Source organism: Nocardioides jiangxiensis (assembly GCF_030580915.1).
In the GTDB taxonomy this organism is placed as follows: Bacteria; Actinomycetota; Actinomycetes; order Propionibacteriales; family Nocardioidaceae; genus Nocardioides; species Nocardioides jiangxiensis.
In genome coordinates this window covers 1,575,125-1,595,194 of sequence record NZ_JAUQTA010000001.1, presented here as the reverse complement: position 1 = coordinate 1,595,194, position 20,070 = coordinate 1,575,125, and the positions used below count along the sequence as shown (strand labels likewise).

At 69.4% G+C, this 20,070-nt stretch carries 20 protein-coding genes; 13 read left to right on the top strand and 7 right to left on the bottom strand.

Annotated features, from left to right (window positions below):
- Positions 1–43: 43 nt before the first annotated feature.
- From Q5722_RS07740 to dnaA, 5 genes are all read right to left on the bottom strand, one after another.
- Positions 44–643: a DciA family protein gene (locus Q5722_RS07740; RefSeq protein WP_305027635.1), complete on the bottom strand. Its 600-nt coding sequence runs from the start codon at positions 641–643 to the stop codon at positions 44–46.
- On the bottom strand, positions 633–1,802 hold the full coding sequence (recF, locus tag Q5722_RS07735) for a DNA replication/repair protein RecF (protein WP_305027634.1): 1,170 nt from the start codon (positions 1,800–1,802) through the stop codon (positions 633–635). Before recF ends, Q5722_RS07740 begins: the two co-directional genes overlap by 11 nt.
- On the bottom strand, positions 1,803–2,783 hold the full coding sequence (gnd, locus tag Q5722_RS07730) for a phosphogluconate dehydrogenase (NAD(+)-dependent, decarboxylating) (protein WP_305027633.1): 981 nt from the start codon (positions 2,781–2,783) through the stop codon (positions 1,803–1,805).
- Positions 2,784–2,860: 77 nt separating this feature from the next.
- Positions 2,861–3,991, bottom strand: a complete 1,131-nt coding sequence (gene dnaN, locus Q5722_RS07725) for a DNA polymerase III subunit beta (RefSeq protein ID WP_305027632.1) — start codon at positions 3,989–3,991, stop codon at positions 2,861–2,863.
- A gap of 454 nt (positions 3,992–4,445) precedes the next feature.
- Positions 4,446–5,915 (bottom strand): chromosomal replication initiator protein DnaA, encoded by a 1,470-nt coding sequence (gene dnaA / locus Q5722_RS07720; RefSeq protein WP_439652483.1) that lies wholly within the window; start codon positions 5,913–5,915, stop codon positions 4,446–4,448.
- Positions 5,916–6,423: 508 nt separating this feature from the next.
- On the opposite strand from dnaA, the gene rpmH reads away from it, so the two are divergent.
- The 8 genes from rpmH to Q5722_RS07680 all read left to right on the top strand — a co-directional run bounded on the left by rpmH (position 6,424) and on the right by Q5722_RS07680 (position 12,397).
- Positions 6,424–6,561: a 50S ribosomal protein L34 gene (gene rpmH, locus Q5722_RS07715; protein WP_131581681.1), complete on the top strand. Its 138-nt coding sequence runs from the start codon at positions 6,424–6,426 to the stop codon at positions 6,559–6,561.
- A gap of 24 nt (positions 6,562–6,585) precedes the next feature.
- On the top strand, positions 6,586–6,921 hold the full coding sequence (gene rnpA, locus Q5722_RS07710) for a ribonuclease P protein component (RefSeq protein WP_305027630.1): 336 nt from the start codon (positions 6,586–6,588) through the stop codon (positions 6,919–6,921).
- On the top strand, positions 6,918–7,169 hold the full coding sequence (yidD, locus tag Q5722_RS07705; protein ID WP_305027629.1) for a membrane protein insertion efficiency factor YidD: 252 nt from the start codon (positions 6,918–6,920) through the stop codon (positions 7,167–7,169). Before rnpA ends, yidD begins: the two co-directional genes overlap by 4 nt.
- 33 nt (positions 7,170–7,202) lie before the next feature.
- A complete protein-coding gene (gene yidC, locus Q5722_RS07700) occupies positions 7,203–8,141 on the top strand; it encodes a membrane protein insertase YidC (RefSeq protein WP_439652490.1) in 939 nt (312 codons plus the stop codon).
- A gap of 26 nt (positions 8,142–8,167) precedes the next feature.
- Positions 8,168–8,659, top strand: a complete 492-nt coding sequence (locus Q5722_RS07695; RefSeq protein WP_305028350.1) for a Jag family protein — start codon at positions 8,168–8,170, stop codon at positions 8,657–8,659.
- Between the two features lie 14 nt (positions 8,660–8,673).
- Positions 8,674–9,426, top strand: coding sequence for a 16S rRNA (guanine(527)-N(7))-methyltransferase RsmG (gene rsmG, locus Q5722_RS07690; RefSeq protein WP_439652482.1), 753 nt, complete (start codon positions 8,674–8,676; stop codon positions 9,424–9,426).
- Between the two features lie 1,088 nt (positions 9,427–10,514).
- Positions 10,515–11,333, top strand: a complete 819-nt coding sequence (locus Q5722_RS07685) for a ParA family protein (RefSeq protein ID WP_305027627.1) — start codon at positions 10,515–10,517, stop codon at positions 11,331–11,333.
- The gene (locus Q5722_RS07680) at positions 11,330–12,397 is read left to right on the top strand and encodes a ParB/RepB/Spo0J family partition protein (RefSeq protein ID WP_305027626.1); all 1,068 of its coding nucleotides are present in this window, start codon (positions 11,330–11,332) and stop codon (positions 12,395–12,397) included. Before Q5722_RS07685 ends, Q5722_RS07680 begins: the two co-directional genes overlap by 4 nt.
- A 212-nt stretch (positions 12,398–12,609) precedes the next feature.
- Here the strand turns inward: Q5722_RS07680 and Q5722_RS07675 are convergent, their stop codons facing one another.
- Positions 12,610–14,004, bottom strand: coding sequence for an APC family permease (locus Q5722_RS07675; protein WP_305028348.1), 1,395 nt, complete (start codon positions 14,002–14,004; stop codon positions 12,610–12,612).
- 140 nt (positions 14,005–14,144) lie between these two features.
- Here Q5722_RS07675 and Q5722_RS07670 point away from each other — a divergent pair, with 140 nt between their 5' ends.
- The 3 genes from Q5722_RS07670 (at position 14,145) to Q5722_RS07660 (ending at position 16,881) form a co-directional block, all read left to right on the top strand.
- Positions 14,145–14,687, top strand: a complete 543-nt coding sequence (locus Q5722_RS07670; protein ID WP_305027625.1) for a TetR/AcrR family transcriptional regulator — start codon at positions 14,145–14,147, stop codon at positions 14,685–14,687.
- Between the two features lie 164 nt (positions 14,688–14,851).
- Positions 14,852–15,922: an agmatine deiminase family protein gene (locus Q5722_RS07665; RefSeq protein WP_305027624.1), complete on the top strand. Its 1,071-nt coding sequence runs from the start codon at positions 14,852–14,854 to the stop codon at positions 15,920–15,922.
- A gap of 14 nt (positions 15,923–15,936) precedes the next feature.
- A complete protein-coding gene (locus Q5722_RS07660) occupies positions 15,937–16,881 on the top strand; it encodes a nitrilase-related carbon-nitrogen hydrolase (RefSeq protein WP_305027623.1) in 945 nt (314 codons plus the stop codon).
- A 53-nt stretch (positions 16,882–16,934) separates the two neighbouring features.
- Here the strand turns inward: Q5722_RS07660 and Q5722_RS07655 are convergent, their stop codons facing one another.
- On the bottom strand, positions 16,935–17,411 hold the full coding sequence (locus Q5722_RS07655) for an Lrp/AsnC family transcriptional regulator (protein WP_305027622.1): 477 nt from the start codon (positions 17,409–17,411) through the stop codon (positions 16,935–16,937).
- 131 nt (positions 17,412–17,542) lie between these two features.
- Here Q5722_RS07655 and Q5722_RS07650 point away from each other — a divergent pair, with 131 nt between their 5' ends.
- Together Q5722_RS07650 and Q5722_RS07645 are read left to right on the top strand one after the other, a co-directional pair.
- Positions 17,543–18,976, top strand: coding sequence for a DUF6421 family protein (locus Q5722_RS07650; protein WP_305027621.1), 1,434 nt, complete (start codon positions 17,543–17,545; stop codon positions 18,974–18,976).
- Positions 18,973–20,046, top strand: a complete 1,074-nt coding sequence (locus Q5722_RS07645) for a threonine aldolase family protein (protein ID WP_305027619.1) — start codon at positions 18,973–18,975, stop codon at positions 20,044–20,046. The genes Q5722_RS07650 and Q5722_RS07645 overlap by 4 nt, the downstream gene beginning before the upstream one ends.
- Positions 20,047–20,070: the final 24 nt, after the last annotated feature.

Below are 20,070 nucleotides of genomic sequence, written 5' to 3'. Positions count from 1 at the left end.
TCGTTTCAGGCCGCATTCGGGCGCCGCTGGGGAGCGGCGCGGGTCAGCCGTAGGTGTCGCGGGGACCGCGGCCGTCGCGGGCGCTGATCCGACCCTTCTTCCAGCTCGGCGCCGTCGGTCCCTCGATGTCGATGACGGTCACCGATCCGTGGCCGATCTCCTCGTTGAGGCGGCGCACCAGCGTGGGCGCGAGGAGCCTGAGCTGGGTCGCCCAGGCGGTCGACCCGGCCCGGACGATGAGCCGCCCGTCGGCGAACGACGTCGGCTGGCAGTGCTGCGCGACCTCCGCGCCGACGATCTCGGCCCACCGGGCGAAGACCGCGTGGACCTTGAGGTCGAGGCTCCAGCCATGGTCGGCGACGAGCCGTCCGAGCGTGGAGTCGAGGAGCTGCGGGTCTCGCTCGTCGGGGTGGGCACCGGAGACACGGGGACCCTCGGTCCGTCGCGCCTTCTCGGCGGCTGCACCGGACGAACGGCGCTTCGCGCGCGGGGCGTTCTTCGCCGCACCGGCCATGGAGCGGGCGATGGTCCGGGCCAGGTCGAGTCCGGTGGCGTCGTGCTCCACCTCACCGGCCGAGCTCGGCTCGACCTCGGCCGACCCGGCGTCGACCGCGTCGACGCCGGGCTCGTCCTCACGACTCACGCGTCACCACTCCCTCGCCCACCGCGTAGCGGGCTCCGGCCAACGCCACGGGGACGTCCTCGGCGACCGCCGCGGTGATCAGCACCTGCTCAGCACCTGCCACCAGGTCCGCCAGCTGCTCGCGCCGTCCGGCGTCGAGCTCGGCAAACACGTCGTCGAGGATCAGGATCGGGTCGTCGCCCTCCGCACGCAACAGGTCGTAGGAGGCGAGCTTGAGCGCCAGCGCGAACGACCAGGACTCGCCGTGGCTGGCGTACCCCTTGACCGGGAGCCGCAGCTCCCCGTTGCCGAGCGTGAGCAACAGCTCGTCGCGATGGGGACCGACCAGGGAGACACCGCGGTCCAGCTCGTCCTTGCGGCGGCGTTCGACCTCGTCGAGGAGACGGGCCTGGAGCCAGGCCGCCTCCATCACCGGGTCCCCGTCGGACGTGCCGTCCTCGGCCACCGAGGGGAGCGAGGCCCGGTACTCGATCGCGGCGTCGTCTCGACCCGCGCCCCGCGCCACGGTGGCGTAGGCCTTCCCGACGTACGGCGCGAGGTCCGCGACCAGGCGCAGCCGGGCCGCGAGCAGCTCGGCCCCGACACGGGCGAGGTGCTCGTCCCAGACCGACAGCGTGGCGATCGCACCCTCGCGGGCCGAGCCGCGGGCGAGTCCAGCGGTCTTCAGCAGGGTGTTGCGCTGGCGCAGGACACGGTCGTAGTCCGAGCGGACCCCGGCAATCCGGGGCGTACGCAGCACGAGGAGGTCGTCGAGGAACTTGCGGCGGTCCCCGGGGTCACCCTTCACCAGCGTCAGGTCATCGGGGGCGAAGACGACGGTGCGCACGATGCCGACCAGCTCACGGGCCCGCGGCAGCTGTGCGCGGTTGATCCGCGCCCGGTTGGACTTGCCCGGGTTGATCTCGACCTCGAGGGTGGCGCTGCGGCCGTCCCGGACGACGGCAGCACGGATGATCGCCTGCCCCGCACCGGCCCGGACCAGTGGAGCATCGCTCGCCACCCTGTGCGAGGACAGGCGCGAGAGATAGTCGATGGCCTCGACGAGGTTGGTCTTGCCCTGTCCGTTGCGGCCGATGAAGGCCACCGGACCCGGTTCCAGCGCGACGTCCAGGTCGGCGTACGACCGGAAGTCGTGCAGGGTCAGGTGGGCGACGTGCACTCAGCTCTCGCCGGAGACGCGACCGGGCGACCCGGCGCCGGCCTGTGCTGCGGTGTCGGAGACCTCGGGTGCGCCCTGCTTGCCCTCGACGTCACCGCCGGCGGGAGCCTCGGTCTTCATCGCGTGACCGCCGAACTGGTTGCGCATCGCCGCGATCGCCTTCATCGCGGGGCTGTCGTCCTGCCGCGAGACGAAACGCGCGAAGAGCGACGCCGCGATCGCGGGAACCGGCACCGCGTTGTCGATGGCCGCCTCGACGGTCCAGCGACCCTCACCCGAGTCCTCGGCGTAGCCGGCGATGCTCTCCAGGCCCGGCTCGTCGTCCAGCGCCTGGACCAGCAGGTCCAGGAGCCACGAGCGGATCACGGTGCCCTCGCGCCAGGAGCGGAAGACCTCGGTCACGTTGTCGACGAGGTCGACCTTCTCGAGCAGCTCCCAGCCCTCGGCGTAGGACTGCATGAGGGCGTACTCGATGCCGTTGTGGACCATCTTCGAGAAATGACCCGCGCCGACCTTGCCCGCGTGCACAGCTCCGAACTCGCCCTCGGGCTTCAACGCGTCGAACGCGGGCTGCACCTTCGCGATGTCGTCGGACGAGCCGCCGAACATCAGGGCGTAGCCGTTCTCGAGGCCCCAGACGCCACCGGAGACGCCGCAGTCGACGAAGCCGATGCCCTTCTTCGCGAGGAGAGCAGCGTGCTCGATGTCCGAGGTCCAGCGCGAGTTGCCGCCATCGACCACGAGGTCTCCCTCGCCGAGGAGCTCGGTGAGCTCGACGACGGTCTGGTGCGTCGGGTCACCGGCCGGGACCATGACCCAGACGACCTTCGGGGACGGGAGCGCGTCGACCAGCTCCTGCAGGGAGCCGACGTCGGCGATGTCCGGGTTGCGGTCGTAGCCGACGACGGTGTGGCCCGCGCGGCGCAGGCGCTCGCGCATGTTGCCGCCCATCTTGCCGAGGCCGACGAGTCCGATCTGCATGGCTGGTTCCTCCGGGTGCGTTGGTTGAGCCGTTGTGGGCAGGGAGGTACCCGGCGGGTCGCGCCGGATCCGCTCCGTCAGGAAAGCAGGCGCCGCGGCATCAGCAGGTAGCGGAACCCGGCCGGGCCCTCCGACTTGCCGCTGATGACGACCGGCTTGCTCGCCTGCGTGAAGGCGAGCTCGACGACCGGCTCCTCGATCGCCGAGAGGCCGTCGAGGAGGAACGTCGGGTTGAAGCCCGTGGTGATGTCGTCGCCGGTGATCTCGGCGGCCAGCGCCTCGGAGGCCTGGGCCTCCTCGCCGGAGCCGGCCTCGAGCGTGAGCACGCCGTCGGAGAAGGCCATCTGGACGGCGGTGTTGCGCTCGGCCACGAGGGCGACGCGCTTGACCGACTCGATCAGCTGCGCCTTGTCCACCACGGCGACGGTCTGGTGCTCGTTGGGGAAGAGGCTCCGGACCTTGGGGAACTCTCCGTCGAGCAGGCGCGTCGTCGTACGCCGGACACCGCCGGCGACCTGGCCCTCGAAGCCGATGATCCCGTCACCCGTGCCGGAGGCCGAGAGCGCGATGGTGATCTCGCTGCCGGCGGTGAGCGACTTCGCAGTGTCGGCGAGCACCTTGGCCGGCACAAGGGCGGCCACGGACTCGTCGGGCGTGTTGGGGTTCCACTCGAGCTCGCGGTGCGAGAGGCGGAAGCGGTCGGTGGCCAGCAGGTTGACCGACTCACCCTCGATCTCGATGCGGACGCCGGTGAGGACCGGGAGCATGTCGTCACGCCCGGCAGCGGTGACCGCCTGGCTGACCGCCTGGGCGAACGCGTCGGACGACACGGAGCCGGTGGCAGCCGGCATGTCGGGCAGCGAGGGGTAGTCGTCGACGGGCATGGTCTGCAGTGAGAAGCGGGCAGAGCCGCAGGTCAGCGTGACCCGGGCGCCGTCGAGGACGACGTCGACCGGCTTCGCGGGAAGGTTGCGGCAGATGTCGGCGAGCAGTCGACCGGACACGAGGGCCGTGCCTTCGTCGGCGACCTCTGCGGCGAGCGTCGCGCGAGCGGACGTCTCGTAGTCGAAGGTCGACAGGACCAGACCCTCCTGGCCCGCCTCGATGAGGAGACCTGCGAGGACGGGGACGCTCGGACGCACAGGCAGGGAACGCGCGGCCCAGGCAACAGCGTCGGCGAGGGCGTCGCGCTCGATGCGGAACTTCACTTCTCTTCTGCCTCCGTGCAGGGGAACGACAAGTCTGGACTGAGCATCCTGCCATGAGGGTGGAGTGATGGGGAGGCCGCCATCGAACCTGTCATTCCTCAGCGCAGTGCCGGCCGACCTTCCGCTGCAGCGTCATCCCCAGAAAGGGAGCAGGAAGTCGTTGGACGGTCGATGGGTGCTTGATAGGTCTCATCGTTGTCGTAGGTTCCGTGGAATCTGTGGAGAACCCGCGTCTCTGCAGGTCAGACACCGGATCTGAGTCCACATCCCCTGTGGGTTCACCGGGGACGAATGACAGGTGCCTGTGGTCTCGGCGGCCGGCTGTGCGTTGTTCCCACAGTTGTCCACAGATCACTCATTTGTGATTCGGACCTGGAACGACAGGAGTTCCACAGCCGCGAGGGCGGTGGAACTCCCTGTCATTCGGTGGGCGCGCTGTCCGCGGAACGGGATCTCAACCTGCCCTGGTCTGCATCTTGATGCGGTTGGTGAGCTCGGAGACCTGGTTGAAGACCGCACGGCGCTCGGCGAGCAGGTCCTTGATCTTGCGGTCGGCGTACATGACGGTCGTGTGGTCGCGGCCGCCGAACTCGCGACCGATCTGCGGGAGCGACATGTTGGTGAGCTCACGGCACAGGTACATCGCGATCTGGCGTCCGGTGACCAGGTGACGACCGCGGCTCGGGCCGGTCAGCTCGTCGATGGTGACCCCGAAGTACGCGGCGGTCTGGGCGATGATCTGTGCGGCGGTGATGTCGGGCTCGCCGCCCTCGGGCATGAGGTCCTTGAGGACGATCTCGGCCAGGGTCATGTCGACCTCCTGGCGGTTCAGGTTGGCGAACGCCGTCACGCGGATCAGCGCACCCTCGAGCTCGCGGATGTTGGTCTGCACCTTCGACGCGATGAACTCGAGCACCTCGGGCGGCGCGGTGAGACGGTCCATGGCCGCCTTCTTGCGCAGGATCGCGATGCGCGTCTCGAGGTCGGGAGCCTGCACATCGGTGATGAGGCCCCATTCGAAGCGGCTGCGGAGACGGTCCTCCAGTGCCTCGAGGCGCTTGGGCGCGCGGTCGGAGGTCAGGACGATCTGCTTGTTGGCGTTGTGCAGCGCGTTGAAGGTGTGGAAGAACTCCTCCTGCGTCTGCTCCTTGCCCTCGAGGAACTGGATGTCGTCGATGAGCAGGACGTCGATGTCGCGGTAGCGCTTCTGGAACTGGCCCTGCTTGCCGTTCTGGATCGAGTTGATGAAGTCGTTGGTGAACTCCTCGCTCGACACGTAGCGGACCTTCGCCCCCTGGTAGAGGGAGCGCACGTAGTGGCCGATCGCGTGGAGCAGGTGCGTCTTCCCGAGCCCGGAGTCGCCGTAGATCATCAGCGGGTTGTACGCCTTGCCGGGTGCCTCCGCGACGGCGACCGCCGCTGCGTGCGGGAAGCGGTTGGACGACCCGATGACGAAGCTCTCGAAGACGTACTTGGGGTTGAGGCGGGTCTCCAGTGCACTGGGTGCCTCGGAAGTCGAGTTGTCGACATATCCACTCATCGACGGGGGCGCAGTCGGTGCCGGCTCGGGCTCCGGGTCCGCGACGTGGCGACCCGGCGGCGGCAGCTCGTCAGCGCTGATGCCGTGGTCGAGCTGGGGGTTGACGGTCACCGCGATCCGGATGTTCGTACCGAACGCCTCGGACAGCGAGTCCTCCAGCCGGGTACGCAGACGTCCCTCGAGCTGGGTCCGGGTGAACTCGTTCGGAACGGCGATGATCGCCGTGGTCTCGTGGAGGGTGACGGGCTCGCTGGTGCTCAGCCAGGCCCTCTGGTTGGGCTGGAGATCGCTGACCAGGTTGCGCCAGACGGTCGCCAGGTCAGGACTCGCCTGGGTGTTCTCCACTGTGCGTCGATCCTTCACCTCGTGTGGCGACCGCCCCATACGGTCGCCTGCGTCACACTCGCCCCCGTCATCATCCGTCGATGACGTGAGTGCCACTTCGTTCCACAACTTTATCCACAGGTTGTGAGTCGTGCGCACGGGGTGTGGATGAAGCTGTCGGACCTGCCTCCCGGCACCGGGTCCCGAGAGGTGTCATTGCAGGTCAGAGGCCGATTGAGTGATCCACATGACCCACGTCACACCGCCCCTGAAGGCCGGCATCGGACACGTCATCCGCCTCCGGCCAGGGGGCGAACCTAACCCGGCGGAACGGCAGGCAGCAAGGGTTCATCCACAGGGAAGGGCTTCGGTGGTTTGACCCCCTGAAGCGCCACCCCGTACCGTTGCTCAGTCTGTCCGGTGTCGACCGGTGCCGCATGTCCATGACACCCCCGCTCTCGTGGGGGTGGGCGTGGGTGGGCGGTGCCAGCCGAACTCGAGCTGCCTGCCGACACACACCGGACGTGGACTATCCCTGGAATCAATTCCCCGCATCGGAGAAGCAGTCGTGAGCAAGCGCACCTACCAGCCGAACAACCGTCGTCGTCACAAGAAGCACGGTTTCCGCCTTCGCATGCGCACCCGCGCCGGCCGCGCCATCCTGTCCGCGCGCCGCAGCAAGGGCCGCAAGCAGATCGCCGTCTGAGTTCGCCGACGGATCCGATCGGCCTTGCTGCCCCGGGAGCACCGGCTCGTCTCCGGTGACGACTTCCGGCAGGCGACACGTCAAGGCCGTCGAGCCGGCACACGCACTCTGGTCGCCCACCTCTGGGTCACCGAGGGCGGGTCGCCGGCTCGTGTCGGATTCGTGGTGAGCAAGGCCGTCGGCCCTGCTGTCACCCGCAACCGCGTGAAGCGCCGGCTGCGACACCTGGCCCGGGAACGACTCCTGTCGCTCCCGGGCTCTGCTGTGCTCGTCGTCAGGGCGCTCCCCGCAGCTGCAGAGGCGTCGTACGACGACCTCGGTCGCGATCTCGACTCGGCACTGGAGCGGATCGGCCGATGAAGCACGTCCTGGTCGGGCTCCTGAAGCTCTATCGGCTGCTCATCAGCCCTCTCTACGGCCAGGTCTGTCGCTACCACCCGAGCTGCTCGGCGTACGCCCTCGAGGCGGTGCAGCAGCACGGGAGCCTGCGGGGCAGCTGGCTCGCCGTACGCCGGCTCGGACGCTGTCACCCCTGGGCAGCCGGCGGCTACGACCCGGTGCCCCCCACTCGTTCTGCTGCACCCTCCGCCCCCATTCAAGGAGCCTGAGTGTCCATCTTCGGTGCCATCGGCAGCTTCATCATGACGCCGCTGTACTACCTGATCTCGATCGTGCTGGTCGGAGCCCACAAGGCCGTCAGCACCTTCCTGCCCGCGTCCAGCGGTGCGGCGTGGGCGCTGTCCATCGTCGTCCTCACGCTGGTCATCCGGGCTGCCCTGATCCCGCTCTTCGTGAAGCAGATCAAGGCCTCGCGCAACATGCAGCTCCTGCAGCCCCAGGTGAAGGAGCTGCAGAAGAAGTACGGGCACGACCGCGAGAAGCTCACGCAGGAGACGATGAAGCTGTACAAGGACGCGGGCACGAACCCGTTCGCCTCGTGCCTTCCGATCCTGCTGCAGATGCCGATCTTCCTGGCCCTGTTCCGCCTGCTCGACCACGCCGCCAAGAACCAGCAGGGCAAGGGCATCCTGACCGACGCCCAGGCGACCCAGCTCTACCACGCGAAGCTCTTCGGCGTTCAGATCTCCAAGACGTTCAACGGTGCCCACGGTGACCACGGCATCCAGATCATGGCGCTGACGCTGGTCATCGCGATGCTCGTCACCACCTTCACCACCCAGCGCCAGCTGATGAGCAAGAACATGCCGAAGTCGGCGCTCGAGGGCCCGTACGCGCAGCAGCAGAAGATCCTTCTCTACGTCCTGCCGGTCGTCTTCGCCATCGGTGGCGTCGCGTTCCCGATCGGTGTCCTCATCTACTGGACCGTCTCGAACCTCTGGACGATGGGCCAGCAGTTCTACGTCATCCGCAACAACCCGGTGCCCGGCACGCCGGCGGCCGAGGCCAAGGCGAAGCGCGACGCCGCCAAGGCGGCCCGCCACGGTCACTCCGTCGCCACGACCACCGCAGTCGTCGAGGACCAGGCTCCGGAGCAGCCGGCGCCGACGCGCCAGCAGCCGAAGAAGCAGACCCGCGCGCAGCGCACGAAGAACAACCGCCCGCAGGGAGACCAGAAGTGAGCGACGAGACCACTCCGGAGACCACCGTGACCGAGACCGCCACCCCGTCGCGTCCGAGCCGTGTCGAGCGCCTCGAGAACGAGGGTGACATCGCTGCTGACTACCTCGAGGAGCTCCTCGACATCGCCGACCTGGATGGCGACCTGGACATGGATGTCGAGGGTGACCGTGCCGCGGTCTCCATCGTCGGTGCCGACCTCAACCAGCTCGTCGGCTCCAAGGGCGAGGTTCTCGACGCGCTCCAGGAGCTCACGCGCCTGGCCGTCTACCGCGAGACCGGCGAGCGGTCCCGCCTCATGCTCGACGTCTCGGGCTACCGCGCTCGTCAGCGCGAGGAGCTCGTCAAGGTCGCCGAGCAGGCAGTTGCCGAGGCGAAGGAGACGGGTGCCCCCGTCTCGCTCAAGGCAATGTCTCCATTCGAGCGGAAGGTCGTGCACGACGCGGTCGCTGCGGCCGGACTCAGCTCGGAGTCGGAAGGCGTCGAGCCGCGTCGCTACGTCGTCGTCCTGCCGGCCTGAAGGGCATCACCTTCGTGAACGACGTTTCACGTGAAACACCCCCTGCACTCCCCGAGCCCCCGGCTGCGGTGCAGGGGGTGTTTGCGTCTGCCCGCATCCCGCTCCTGCGTGCGTACGCCGAGTCGCTCGCGACCGACGGCGTCGTCCGTGGGCTGATCGGACCGCGGGAGGTCCCGAGGCTGTGGGACCGCCACCTGCTCAACTGTGGCGCTCTGGCAGGACTCATGCCCGAGGGATCGTCCGTCGCTGACATAGGCAGCGGCGCGGGCCTGCCGGGCCTGGTACTCGCCATCGCGCGCCCGGATCTGACCTTGACGCTGATCGAGCCGCTACTGCGCCGCACGGTGTATCTCCAGGAGATCGCGGACCAGCTGGGCCTCGACAACGTCACGGTGATTCGCGGCCGTGCTGAGTCCGTTCACGGCAAGGAACGTTTCGACGTCGTGACCTCCCGTGCGGTCGCTCCGCTTGAGCGTCTCCTGACCTGGTCGATGCCGCTGGTCGCCGCGGAGGGTGCACTGATCGCTCTGAAGGGCAGTGCCATCACGGAGGAGATCGAGGAGGCGCGCTCGGTGCTGTCGGCGTTCGGCTGCGCGGAGCCTGAGGTCGTACCGGTCGGGGAGGGCCTGATCCCCGAGCCGACGCTTGCGGTCCGCGTGTGTTGGGCAGACCCGTCCAGAGCAGGCCGGTTGATGAAGGTCGAGTCCCAGTCAGGTCGTCGCAAGGCGAATGGCGCCGCTGCACGACGGCGCCAGCGTCGCCCCTGATGTTTCACGTGAAACGCCTCCGATCGCCCGGTGCGGTCGGAGGCGCTTCTGCATGCCGAGGCGGCATGAGCCCCGTCGTCGGGGCGGTTCGCGCGTCGTTACGAACGCGGGACGTGGCCCAACGTGGGCGCACCTGACGACAGGCACCGGCGGACGACAGGCGTCGGCCGCACTCGTTCCAGCCGTCGCGGATCACTCCGGGCGGGTCGCTTCTGGCCCGCGCCGTGGAGGCGCAGCAACGCGCTGGCGGACCATTCAGCCGGGCATACTGCTGCGCCCGCGCATGATGAGCGGCCAGTGTCGATCGGGTGGTCACCGATGGCGTGATCTCGCAAGGTGCGCTCCATGGCTGCCTTCGGGTCAGGAGGGAAGGGCGCATCCTGCCGCCGTGACGCCTCGACAGGCGCTCGGGGGATTTCGGGAGTCGGTGGACCCGGGGCGCTCGCCCGTACCGGCATCTGCGCGGGACGCACGGCGCGGCCGCGGTCCTCGTCTGTGCGGCTGGCCGAGGATGAGGACCCGTGCTGTTTCACGTGAAACGAAGACGGCTCGCTGGAGCGCGGGGTGGCGTGGTTTCGGTGAACGTGCGAGTACACGCCGATGGTGAGCCCCTGAAGGCCACGGCCGCGCGCTGCGCCAGGGTTCCGTGGTGTGGCGGTGCCGTCATCGCGGATGGTCTGCCGGCGCTGGCGCCGTGCTAGCCGATTCGGCAGCTCCGTCTCGACCATGATCCGACTGTGGACCGCGACTGGAGCAGGTCCTGTGGTCCCCGGTAGTTTTGGACCTCGCGTGCGAACCTCTTCGGTTCCGCGCACAGCACGGCCAAGTTCTGCCCGCGGTCGACGGCTCGGCTTCCGAGTTTTCCACCGGTCGGGAGGACGCGCTGAGCGCGTCATCCACAGGCAGAGGCAATTCATCCACAGGAAGAGGACCTCGTGGTTTCACGTGAAACGGGTCAGGGTTTCGTGGTCAGGACCGCTGCCGATCTGGCTGATGCGGGTCCGGCTTTCGCGGACGAGACCACCCCGCTGGCGCGCGCGGCTGAGCACACCGTGCTGGCTCGGCACGGCGCCATGGACCGGCCGGCTATGCCACGTCCGCCGCGCACGCGCGTCATGGTCGTGGCCAACCAGAAGGGTGGCGTCGGCAAGACGACGTCGACGGTCAACCTCGCAGCAGCCCTCGCCCAGCTGGGGCAGCGAGTCTTGGTCATCGACCTCGACCCCCAGGGCAACGCATCGACCGCACTCAACATCGAGCACCGTCGCGGTGTCCCCTCGACGTACGACCTCCTCGTCAACGAGGACAAGCTGGCCGATGTCATGCAGCCCTGCCCCGAGCAGCCGGGCCTGTGGGTCGTGCCGGCCACGATCGACCTGGCCGGCGCGGAGATCGAGCTGGTGTCGATCGTCGCGCGTGAGTCCCGGTTGCAGAAGGCGATCAGCGCCCATGAGTGGGTGGGTTCCGCCGCTGAGGCCGGTGAGGAACGCTTCGACTACGTGTTCATCGACTGCCCGCCGTCGCTGGGGCTGCTCACCCTCAACGCGCTCGTGGCGGGGGAGGAGATGGTCATCCCGATCCAGGCGGAGTACTACGCCCTCGAGGGTCTCGGCATGCTGCTCGAGACCGTCGACATGGTGAAGAAGCACCTCAACCAGCGGCTCGAGGTCTCCACCATCCTCCTGACGATGTACGACGCCCGCACGCGGCTCGCGTCCAACGTCGCCGAGGAGGTCCGGGAGCACTTCGGTGACACGGTGCTCAAGACGTACATCCCGCGCTCGGTTCGCGTCTCGGAGGCGCCCTCGTACAGCCAGACCGTGATGACCTACGACCCGGGCTCGCCCGGAGCGCTCTCGTACCTCGAGGCTGCCCGCGAGATGGCCAAGAAGGGAGCTGACCGATGAGCGGCCAGCAGCGACGTGGACTGGGCCGTGGCCTGGGTGCCCTGATCCCGACGGCCCCGGCCGAGGAGAGCAGCGTCAACGGTGGGGCGTCCGGCCTGGCGCCTTCTGCACCTGCTGGCGGGAGCAACGGGGTCTCGACCGCCCATGTGGCCGGCTCGTCGCCCACGGGTGCTCCTGCGGCCTCTCCGGCTTCCGGAACGGCGGGCGTGGCGGAGGCCACCGCCGCCGTTGCCGGCGGCGCCATCGAGAGCGGCGCGTACTTCGCCGAGATCCCGATCAGGCAGATCGTTCCCAACTCGCGAAACCCGCGCACCGTCTTCGAGGAGGAGGCGCTGGCCGAGCTGGTCCACTCGATCCGTGAGGTGGGTCTGCTCCAGCCGATCGTCGTCCGCAAGACCGGGTCCGACTCGTACGAGCTGATCATGGGTGAGCGCCGCTGGCGGGCGTCGCAGGAGGTCGGCCTCGACCTGATCCCGGCGATCGTCCGGCAGACCGAGGACGACGACATGCTCCGGGATGCCCTCCTGGAGAACCTCCACCGTTCGCAGCTGAACCCTCTCGAGGAGGCTGCGGCCTACCGCCAGCTGCTCGACGACTTCGGGTGCACCCACGATGAGCTCGCGGGCCGGATCGGGCGGTCGCGTCCACAGATCAGCAACACGCTGCGCCTGCTCAAGCTCTCGCCTGCCGTGCAGCGACGCGTAGCCGCCGGTGTGTTGTCCGCGGGCCACGCGCGTTCCCTGCTCGCGGTCGAGGACCCGGAGGTCCAGGATCGTCTTGCGCAGCGGGTCGTCGCGGAGGGCATCAGCGTGCGCGGCCTCGAGGAGATCGTGGCCGTGGGGGAGCACGGCGGTCGTGCGCCGCAGCGTTCGCAGCGGGCCAAGGTGACGGCACCGGGCCTGGGCGAGATCTCCGACCGGCTGAGTGACCGGCTCGAGACGCGGGTGAAGGTGGAGCTCGGCAAGTCGAAGGGCCGGATCACCGTCGAGTTCGCGACGCTCGAGGACCTGCGTCGGATCACCGACATCATGGACCCGCGCAACCGCAGCGACCGCGTCATCTGAGCCCGGCTTCAGTCGGTAGAGCGACAAGCGGATAAGTCGACAAAGCCACTCAGCGCCTGGTTTCCCGTGAAACATCGGGACTCCAGGCGCTGAGTCATTTCGGCGACCGAGTGCGGCTCGTCGAACCGACGGAGCAGCCCGGGTGCCGGTCGCCGAAATGACGGTGGGGCCGCCACCCGCGGTGACGACCCCACCCGCGATCGCGGCCGGCGTCAGGCGTCCGCGCGGTCGTCCACCAGGAAGTGCGTCCCAGAACGGGGCCGGAGATAGGCCACGTAGTAGATCGCCGCGAGGACGAGCAGTGCGCCTACCGCAAGGAGGTCGCTCAGTGCGGACTCCTTCAGCGCGTAGCCGACACCCACGATGACCACGATCGGTGCGACCGGCCACAAGGGCATCTTCCATCCGGCGTGGGGTGCGCGGCGAACGAAGAGGGCAGCGACCGCGACCACGAGGTAGACACCCGCGAGGATCACCGACGTGATGCCGAGCAGGGCCTCGATGTCCATCAGCCACGCCATCAGTGCCCCGGGTACGCCGATCAGGATCGTGGCCAGGACGGGGGAGCCGAAGCGGGGGTGGAGGCGTGCGAGCGCGCTGTTGATGGCGTCGGGCCAGGCGCGGTCACGTGCAGTCGCGTAGACCACGCGAGAGTTCTGGATGACCATCACGATGACGGCGTTCAGGATCGCCACGGCGATGCCGACGCTGATCGCGGCCGAGGTACGGCTGCCTGCCCACTCCGTGACGAAGTCAGGGAACGTGCCCGTGGCCAGCTCGTTCAGCGAGCCGACGCCGAGGACGGTCGCGGCCGTCGGGACGACGATGATCGCGGCGCCGAGGGCGAGGGAGCCGAGTACGGCGAGCTTCACGTTGCGGCGCGGAGCGACCATCTCCTCGGCCAGGTAGGTGGCAGTGGTGAAGCCCGAGCAGGTGAAGATCGCGACGGCGAGCCCGGAGAGCAGGACGCCTGCCGTGAACGGCGAGAGCGAGGTGCCGTTGCTGACCTGGGCGTGCCACAGCGTGTCGACGCCGCGGTCGGCGTGCGCGAACCCGAGCCAGGCCACAGCAGTGGCTGCCAGCGTCTCGACGATGAGGAACAGCCCGGTCACGTACGCGTTCGACTTGATGTCGAGCAGGCCGGTCGCGGTGGCGAGCAGCATGACCACGGCACCGGTGGTGGCGCGGTCCAGCCCCACGATCGGCGCGAGGTAGTCGGCGGTACCGAGGGCGATGACGGGCGGGATGACGATCAGCGTCGCCGACGTCAGGGCGAAGGTCAGCCAGCCGGTCGCGCGGCCGAGGGTGTGGGTCACCATCGCGTACTCACCACCACTGCTGGGAGTGCGCGTACCGAGCTCGGCGTAACAGGCGCCCACTGCCGCGGAGATGAGGACGCCGACGAGCAGCGTCATCACGACGCCGGAACCCTGCGACGCGAGCAGTTCGGGAACGATGATGAAGAGGCTGGATGCGGGGGTGACGCAGGAGAGCGTGAGCAGGATGGCAGCAGTCAGCGTCAGGACCGGCTTGAGCCCTGGCCCGTCGGCAGGGCCGCTCGCTGTCGTCAGGTCAGGCGTTTCGGTCGGGCCGGACAGGGTGGACATGGTCACCTCGAGACTGTGATTTGAACAACATACAAACTGTGGTGTCCTGAACTATGAACCTCGCCTCCCACTAGGGTCAAGGGGTGACCACGGAAAAATCCCCACGACGCCATCGTCGTCTCGATCGGCCGCGCGAGCGAGTGCTCGAGGTCGCCTGGGAGCTCCTGATCGAGCGCGGCCTCGCCGATCTCACGCTCGCGGAGCTCGGTCGACGCGTGGAGACCAGTGCCGGACACCTGCTCTACTACTTCGGGAGCAAGGACGGTCTGCTGCTCGAGGTGCTGCGATGGAGCGAGGCGCAGCTCTGGGCTCGCTGGGAGGAGTCTCGGGCCGAGGAGGCGACGTTCGCTGAGCGCTTCGACCTCTTCTGCCGACAGTTCATGCCGAGCGGACTCGGCGACCCTCGCTGGCTGGTCTGGATCGAGGTCTGGCCCCGCGTCCTCCGCATCGAGGAGCTCCGTGAGCCGTACGAAGAGCTGGATGCGGTGTGGCGGGATGAGCTCACGCGTCTTCTCGGTGAAGCCGGAGCGGAGAACGCCGCAGCCCTCTCGCGGCGGATCTGCGCGCTTCTCGACGGCCTGAGTGTGGCGATCGTGCTCGGCGAGGACGACGTCAGCGTGGACGCAGCCGTCGACCATGCCCGCGCGCTGCTGCCGGCGGACCTGGCGGTGGCCGCGCACTGAGCCGGGCGTTCGCGCGCGCCGGCTGACGTGCCGCGCCTGCGTGCTCGTCGACGCTGCCCCGGCTCCTCCACCCCTGTGCGGTGGAGGGGCCGGGGCTGTCTTGCGCGCGAGAAATCCCCGGCGGGCCCTTGCACGTCCCGGAAGGTGCGGCCTACCGTGGGGTCATGTTTGAATACCGTTCAAATCGGCAGTACGTCCAGCCGAACCGCCTGATGCCTGCTGAGACAGCGCCGCACGAGGCTGCGTGGATGGCGTGGCCGTCCGGCTCGTACACGCTGGGGGAGAGGCCCGCCGACGCCGATGAGGCACGGTCGACCTGGGCCGCCGTGGCGAACGCCATCGTCGAGTTCGAGCCGGTGCACGTCCTGGTTCCGCCGTCGGAGCGAGCCGAGGCAGCACGGTTCCTCGACCCGCGCGTCAGGGTGCACGAACGGATGCTCGACGACGCCTGGTACCGCGACATCGGGCCGACGTTCGTCATCGAAGGCGAGGGGCCCACCCGCAGCCTCGGCGCCGTCACCTGGGTCTTCAACGGCTGGGGCCAGCAGGAGTGGGCGCGCTGGGAGCACGACGCCGTCGCGAGCCATGTCGCCGTCGATGCGACCGGGGCCACCCGCATCGACTCGCCGATGGTCAACGAGGGCGGCGGCATCCACACCAATGGTGCCGGAACCTTCCTGGTCACCGAGACGGTCCAGCTCGACCCCGACCGCAACCCCGGCTGGACCCGGGCCGACGTGGAGGCCGAGCTGGCCCGCACGCTCGGGGCACGCAAGGTGATCTGGTTGCCGCGGGGGCTGACCCGGGACAGCGAGCGCTTCGGCACCCGCGGACACGTGGACATCGTCGCCACGTTCGCCGACCGTGGCGTCGTCCTCGTGCACGACCAGCGCGATCCCGCACATCCGGACCACGAGGTCTCGCGCGAGCTCATCGAGCTCCTCGAGGCCGAGCGCGACGCCGACGGCAAGCCACTGCGGGTGGTCCGGCTCCCCGCTCCGGCGACCCTGCGCGACGACGAGGGCTGGGTCGACTACAGCTACGTGAACCACTTCGTCTGCAACGGCGCCGTCATCGCCTGCTCGTTCGACGATCCGGTCGATGGCGAGGCCCTGGCTGTCCTCGCCGATGCCTACCCGGGTCGCCGTGTCGTGGCGATCGACGCCCGTCCCCTCTTCGCTCGTGGCGGCGGCATCCACTGCATCACCCAGCAACAGCCCCTGCTCCACCCCTGACCCAAGGACACCTCATGGAACTCATCACCGCACCCGACCTGCCCTCGCTCGCCCGCGCATCCGGGGGGCCCGGCCGCACCCTGACCGTCGGCGTCGTGCAGATGCACTGGCAGGCCGACGAGGCCGCCCACGCCGCAGCCCTCTCCGCCGGCGTACGCCGTGCGGCCGAAGCCGGCGCGCAGGTCGTGTTCCTGCCCGAGCTCACTCTCTCCCGCTACCCGGCGGACTTCCGTCCGGCGGGCCGTCCGGCTGACCTCGCCGAGTCCCTCGAGGACGGACCGACCCGGACACTCGTCGCGAAGATGGCCTCGGAGCACGGCGTCTTCGTGCACGCCTCCCTCTACGAGGCGGCCCCCGCTCCCGACGGCAGCGACGACGGGCTCGGCTACAACACGGCGATCCTCGTCGCCCCCGGCGGTGAGCTGGTCGGACGGACCCGCAAGACGCACATCCCGGTGACGGAGGGCTACTTCGAGGACCTCTTCTTCCGCCCCGGACCGGCTGTCGAGCCCTACCCCGTGCACGTGCCTGACCTCCCCGGTGCGCCGCGCCTGGGTCTGCCGACCTGTTGGGACGAGTGGTTCCCCGAGGTGGCCCGCGCCTACTCCCTGGCCGACGCCGAGGTTCTCGCCTACCCGACGGCGATCGGATCCGAGCCGGACCACCCCGACTTCGACACACAGCCGCTGTGGCAGCACGTCATCGTCGGCAACGGGATCACCAGCGGCCTCTTCATGTGCGTGCCCAACCGGTGGGGCAGCGAGGGGCGCGTCGACTTCTACGGCTCGTCGTTCATCTCCGACCCCTACGGCCGGATCCTCGCCCAGGCGCCGCGCGCAGGGGATGCCGTCCTCGTGGCGACCCTGGACCTGGACCAGCGTCGCGACTGGCTGACGCTCTTCCCGTTCCTCGACACGCGCCGCCCGGACACGTACTCGAGCCTGACCGAGCCGCGCTGAGCCGGCCGGCAGCCTGTCGGCGCCGCGGAGGCCGTGGTGCCGACACGGGGCCGTCACGCCGGCAGGATCGGGCGGCCCTCGTAGAACGTCTGCAGCACGACGGTGGTGCGCGTGCTCACCGCGGCCGCGCTGCGGATGTCGCGGATCAGCGACTCGAGGTGGCGCGGCGAGGCCACGCGCACGAAGAGGATGTAGCTCGCGTCGCCCGCGATCGAGTGGCACGCCTCGATCTCGGTGAGGTGCTCGAGGAGCTGCGGGGCGTTGTCGGGCTGGCCGGGGTCCAGCGGCGTGATCTCGATGAACGCCGAGAGCGGCTTGCCCACCGCCGCGGGGTCGACGAGTGCCCGGTAGCCCGTGATCACGCCGCGTGCCTCGAGGCGACGCAGGCGGGTCTGCACCGCCGAGACGGAGAGGCCGACGGCCGCCGACAGGTCCGCGAGCGTCGCGCGGGCGTCCGCGGACATCGCACGGACGATGCCCTCGTCGATCGGATCGTCGAGGGGAGCCGGGGACGCGTCAGGCACGGACATGACCGCGAGGCTAGCAGCCGCGCGGGATAACGAACCGGAAAAGTTCCTGCAGCCGGAGCCATCAAACGGAAAATGTATCCGTAGGCTGGCAGGGAAACGTCACGACGACTCCCGTATCGGAGGTCCCGCCCATGTCCACGCAGCAGCTCGACGCCACCCCGCCCCGCCCGACGCAGGCCGTCATCGGCGAGCCGGAGGTCGTCGAGGATGCCGTGGCCCGGGCGGCGGGGGTCGAGGCGAGCGCGGCGTGGGCTGCCCTGAAGGAGGCAGCGACTGCGCTGCAGCTCCTGCAGGCCCGGGACGGGTCCGTGTCCGATCCCGCCGACCGGGATGCTGCGCGGGGGCTCGTCGCGACGATCGCGCAGTCCGTCGAGGAGCTGCGTCCGTCGTTCCCGCACGACGACGCCTACCTGGCCGCATGCGTGCAGGACTTCGTGCGCTGGGCGAACGAAGGGTTCGGCGTGCCCGACTTCCTCGACTCGCTCCTCGCCTTCCAGCCCCAGCAGCAGCGGGTCGACGGGCTCCGCCACCTGGTGGTCTTCCCGATGTACACCCAGAACGGCTCGCCGGACCGGCACGTCGAGGCGCTGCTCGTCGAGGTGATCTGGCCGGAGTTCGTGGCCACCCTCGAGGCGGGTGACTACGGCAACCGGCTCTTCGTCCCGCTGCGGCTCCTGGACTTTACGCCGGGCTACGACACCAACAGCGCGGTGCTCTTCCCGGAGACGGTCGCGGTCCGCGAGACCCCGGCGTTCACCTGGGGCGCGATCTTCCAGGACCGGGAGGCCGCGCGCTTCCGGCGCGTCGTGGCGGCGGCAGCTTCGACGACCGACCTGGCACTGCCCGAGGGCGCTGCGCGGATGGTCGCGGACCAGGCGCTCACCGAGAAGACGTTCGTGCTCTGGGACCTGATCCACGACCGGACGCACATGCGCGGGGACCTGCCGTTCGACCCGTTCATGATCAAGCAGCGCATGCCCTACTTCCTCTACTCGCTCGAGGAGCTGCGCTGCGACCTGACCGCCTTCCGCGAATGTGTCCGTCTCGAGGCGACGACCGAGGACGCGGAGACGCTCGAGCATGCGCGCCTGGTCCAGTACGCCGTGCTCTTCGACCGCATCTTCCGGTTCGCGATCACGGGCTCGAGGGTCCGCAACTACGACGGGCTCGGCGGCCAGCTGCTCTTCGCCTGGCTGCACCAGCGCGGGGTGCTCCACTGGACCGACACCTCGCTCGCCTTCGACTGGGCGGACGTGCCGGGTGCGGTGGTCGCCCTCGGCGAGGCGATCGACGATCTCTACTGGCGCTCGATCGACCGGCCGAAGACGGCGCACTGGCTCGCCGCGTACGAGCTGATCCGCAGCACCCTGACACCGCACCCCGCCTCCGTCTGGGCGCGTGGTCTCCCCGAGGAGGTGCTCGCCGGTCCGCCGAAGGGGTTCACCGACGCGGTGCTCGACGACGAGTTCCCGCTGTCGATGTTCTACGAGTCGCTCGACAAGAAGATCCGGCCGGTGATCGAGTCGACCGCCGGCATCGTCGGCACGTCGGAGGTGCTGCCGTGACCCCTCTCCACGACCCCCGCGTGCGGGGCTTCGCCTCGGACAACTACGCCGGGATCCACCCGGAGGTGCTGGCGGCGATCGCCACCGCCAACGACGGCCACCAGGTCGCCTACGGCGAGGACGCGTACACCGCGCGGCTGCAGGAGGTGGTCGTCCGGCACTTCGGCGCCGGCGCCGAGGCGTGGCCGGTCTTCAACGGCACCGGAGCGAACGTCGTCGGGCTGCAGTCGATGCTGCCGCGGTGGGGTGCGGTGGTCTGTGCGGCGACGGCCCACATCAACACCGACGAGGCCGGCGCCCCGGAGCGGGTCGCCGGCATCAAGCTGCTTCCCGTCGAGACGCCCGACGGCAAGCTGACGCCCGAGCTCCTCGACCGCGAGGCGTGGGGCTGGGGCGACGAGCACCGGGCGCAGCCCCTGGTCGTCTCGATCACCCAGGCGACGGAGGTCGGCACGGTCTACACCCCGGACGAGCTGCGGACGCTCGCCGACCACGCGCATGCCTGCGGGATGCGCGTGCACATGGACGGCGCGCGCCTCGCCAACGCCGCCGCCTCGCTCGGCGTCGGCCTCGGCGCGATCACGCGGGACGTGGGCATCGACGTGCTCAGCCTCGGCGGGACGAAGAACGGCGCGATGCTGGGCGAGGCGGTCGTCGTCCTCGACCCCGACGCGTCGAGCGGGCTGCGTTACCTGCGCAAGCTCGACATGCAGCTCGCCTCGAAGATGCGGTTCGTCTCGGCGCAGCTCCTCGCGCTGCTCGACGGAGACCTGTGGCTGCGCAACGCCAGGCACGCGAACGCGATGGCGCAGCGCCTGCGCACCGCCATCGACGCGGGTCTGGCCGACGGCACCATCGCGGGGGTCGGGCTGCGCCTGCCGACGGAGGCCAACGGCGTCTTCGCCTCCCTCCCGGAGGGAGTGGCAGAGCGGCTCCGTGGACGTGGCTTCCGCTTCTACGACTGGGACCAGTCCACGCGCGAGGTGCGCTGGATGTGCAGCTTCGACACGACGGAGCAGGACGTCGACGCACTCGTCGCGGCGGTTTCCCGTGAAACGACGGGGAGCTGATTTTCCGGCCGGGGTGTTGCGCGC

Bases quoted from the DNA above. Each gene is read 5' to 3' on its own strand.
- dnaA (WP_439652483.1), bottom strand. From the start codon at position 5,915: ATGGGGCGGTCGCCACACGAGGTGAAGGATCGACGCACAGTGGAGAAC.
- Q5722_RS07680 (WP_305027626.1), top strand. From the start codon at position 11,330: ATGAGCGGCCAGCAGCGACGTGGACTGGGCCGTGGCCTGGGTGCCCTG.
- yidC (WP_439652490.1), top strand. From the start codon at position 7,203: ATGACGCCGCTGTACTACCTGATCTCGATCGTGCTGGTCGGAGCCCAC.
- Q5722_RS07660 (WP_305027623.1), top strand. From the start codon at position 15,937: ATGGAACTCATCACCGCACCCGACCTGCCCTCGCTCGCCCGCGCATCC.
- Q5722_RS07665 (WP_305027624.1), top strand. From the start codon at position 14,852: ATGTTTGAATACCGTTCAAATCGGCAGTACGTCCAGCCGAACCGCCTG.
- Q5722_RS07685 (WP_305027627.1), top strand. From the start codon at position 10,515: ATGCCACGTCCGCCGCGCACGCGCGTCATGGTCGTGGCCAACCAGAAG.
- Q5722_RS07655 (WP_305027622.1), bottom strand. From the start codon at position 17,411: ATGTCCGTGCCTGACGCGTCCCCGGCTCCCCTCGACGATCCGATCGAC.
- Q5722_RS07675 (WP_305028348.1), bottom strand. From the start codon at position 14,004: ATGTCCACCCTGTCCGGCCCGACCGAAACGCCTGACCTGACGACAGCG.
- Q5722_RS07650 (WP_305027621.1), top strand. From the start codon at position 17,543: ATGTCCACGCAGCAGCTCGACGCCACCCCGCCCCGCCCGACGCAGGCC.
- yidD (WP_305027629.1), top strand. From the start codon at position 6,918: ATGAAGCACGTCCTGGTCGGGCTCCTGAAGCTCTATCGGCTGCTCATC.
- gnd (WP_305027633.1), bottom strand. From the start codon at position 2,783: ATGCAGATCGGACTCGTCGGCCTCGGCAAGATGGGCGGCAACATGCGC.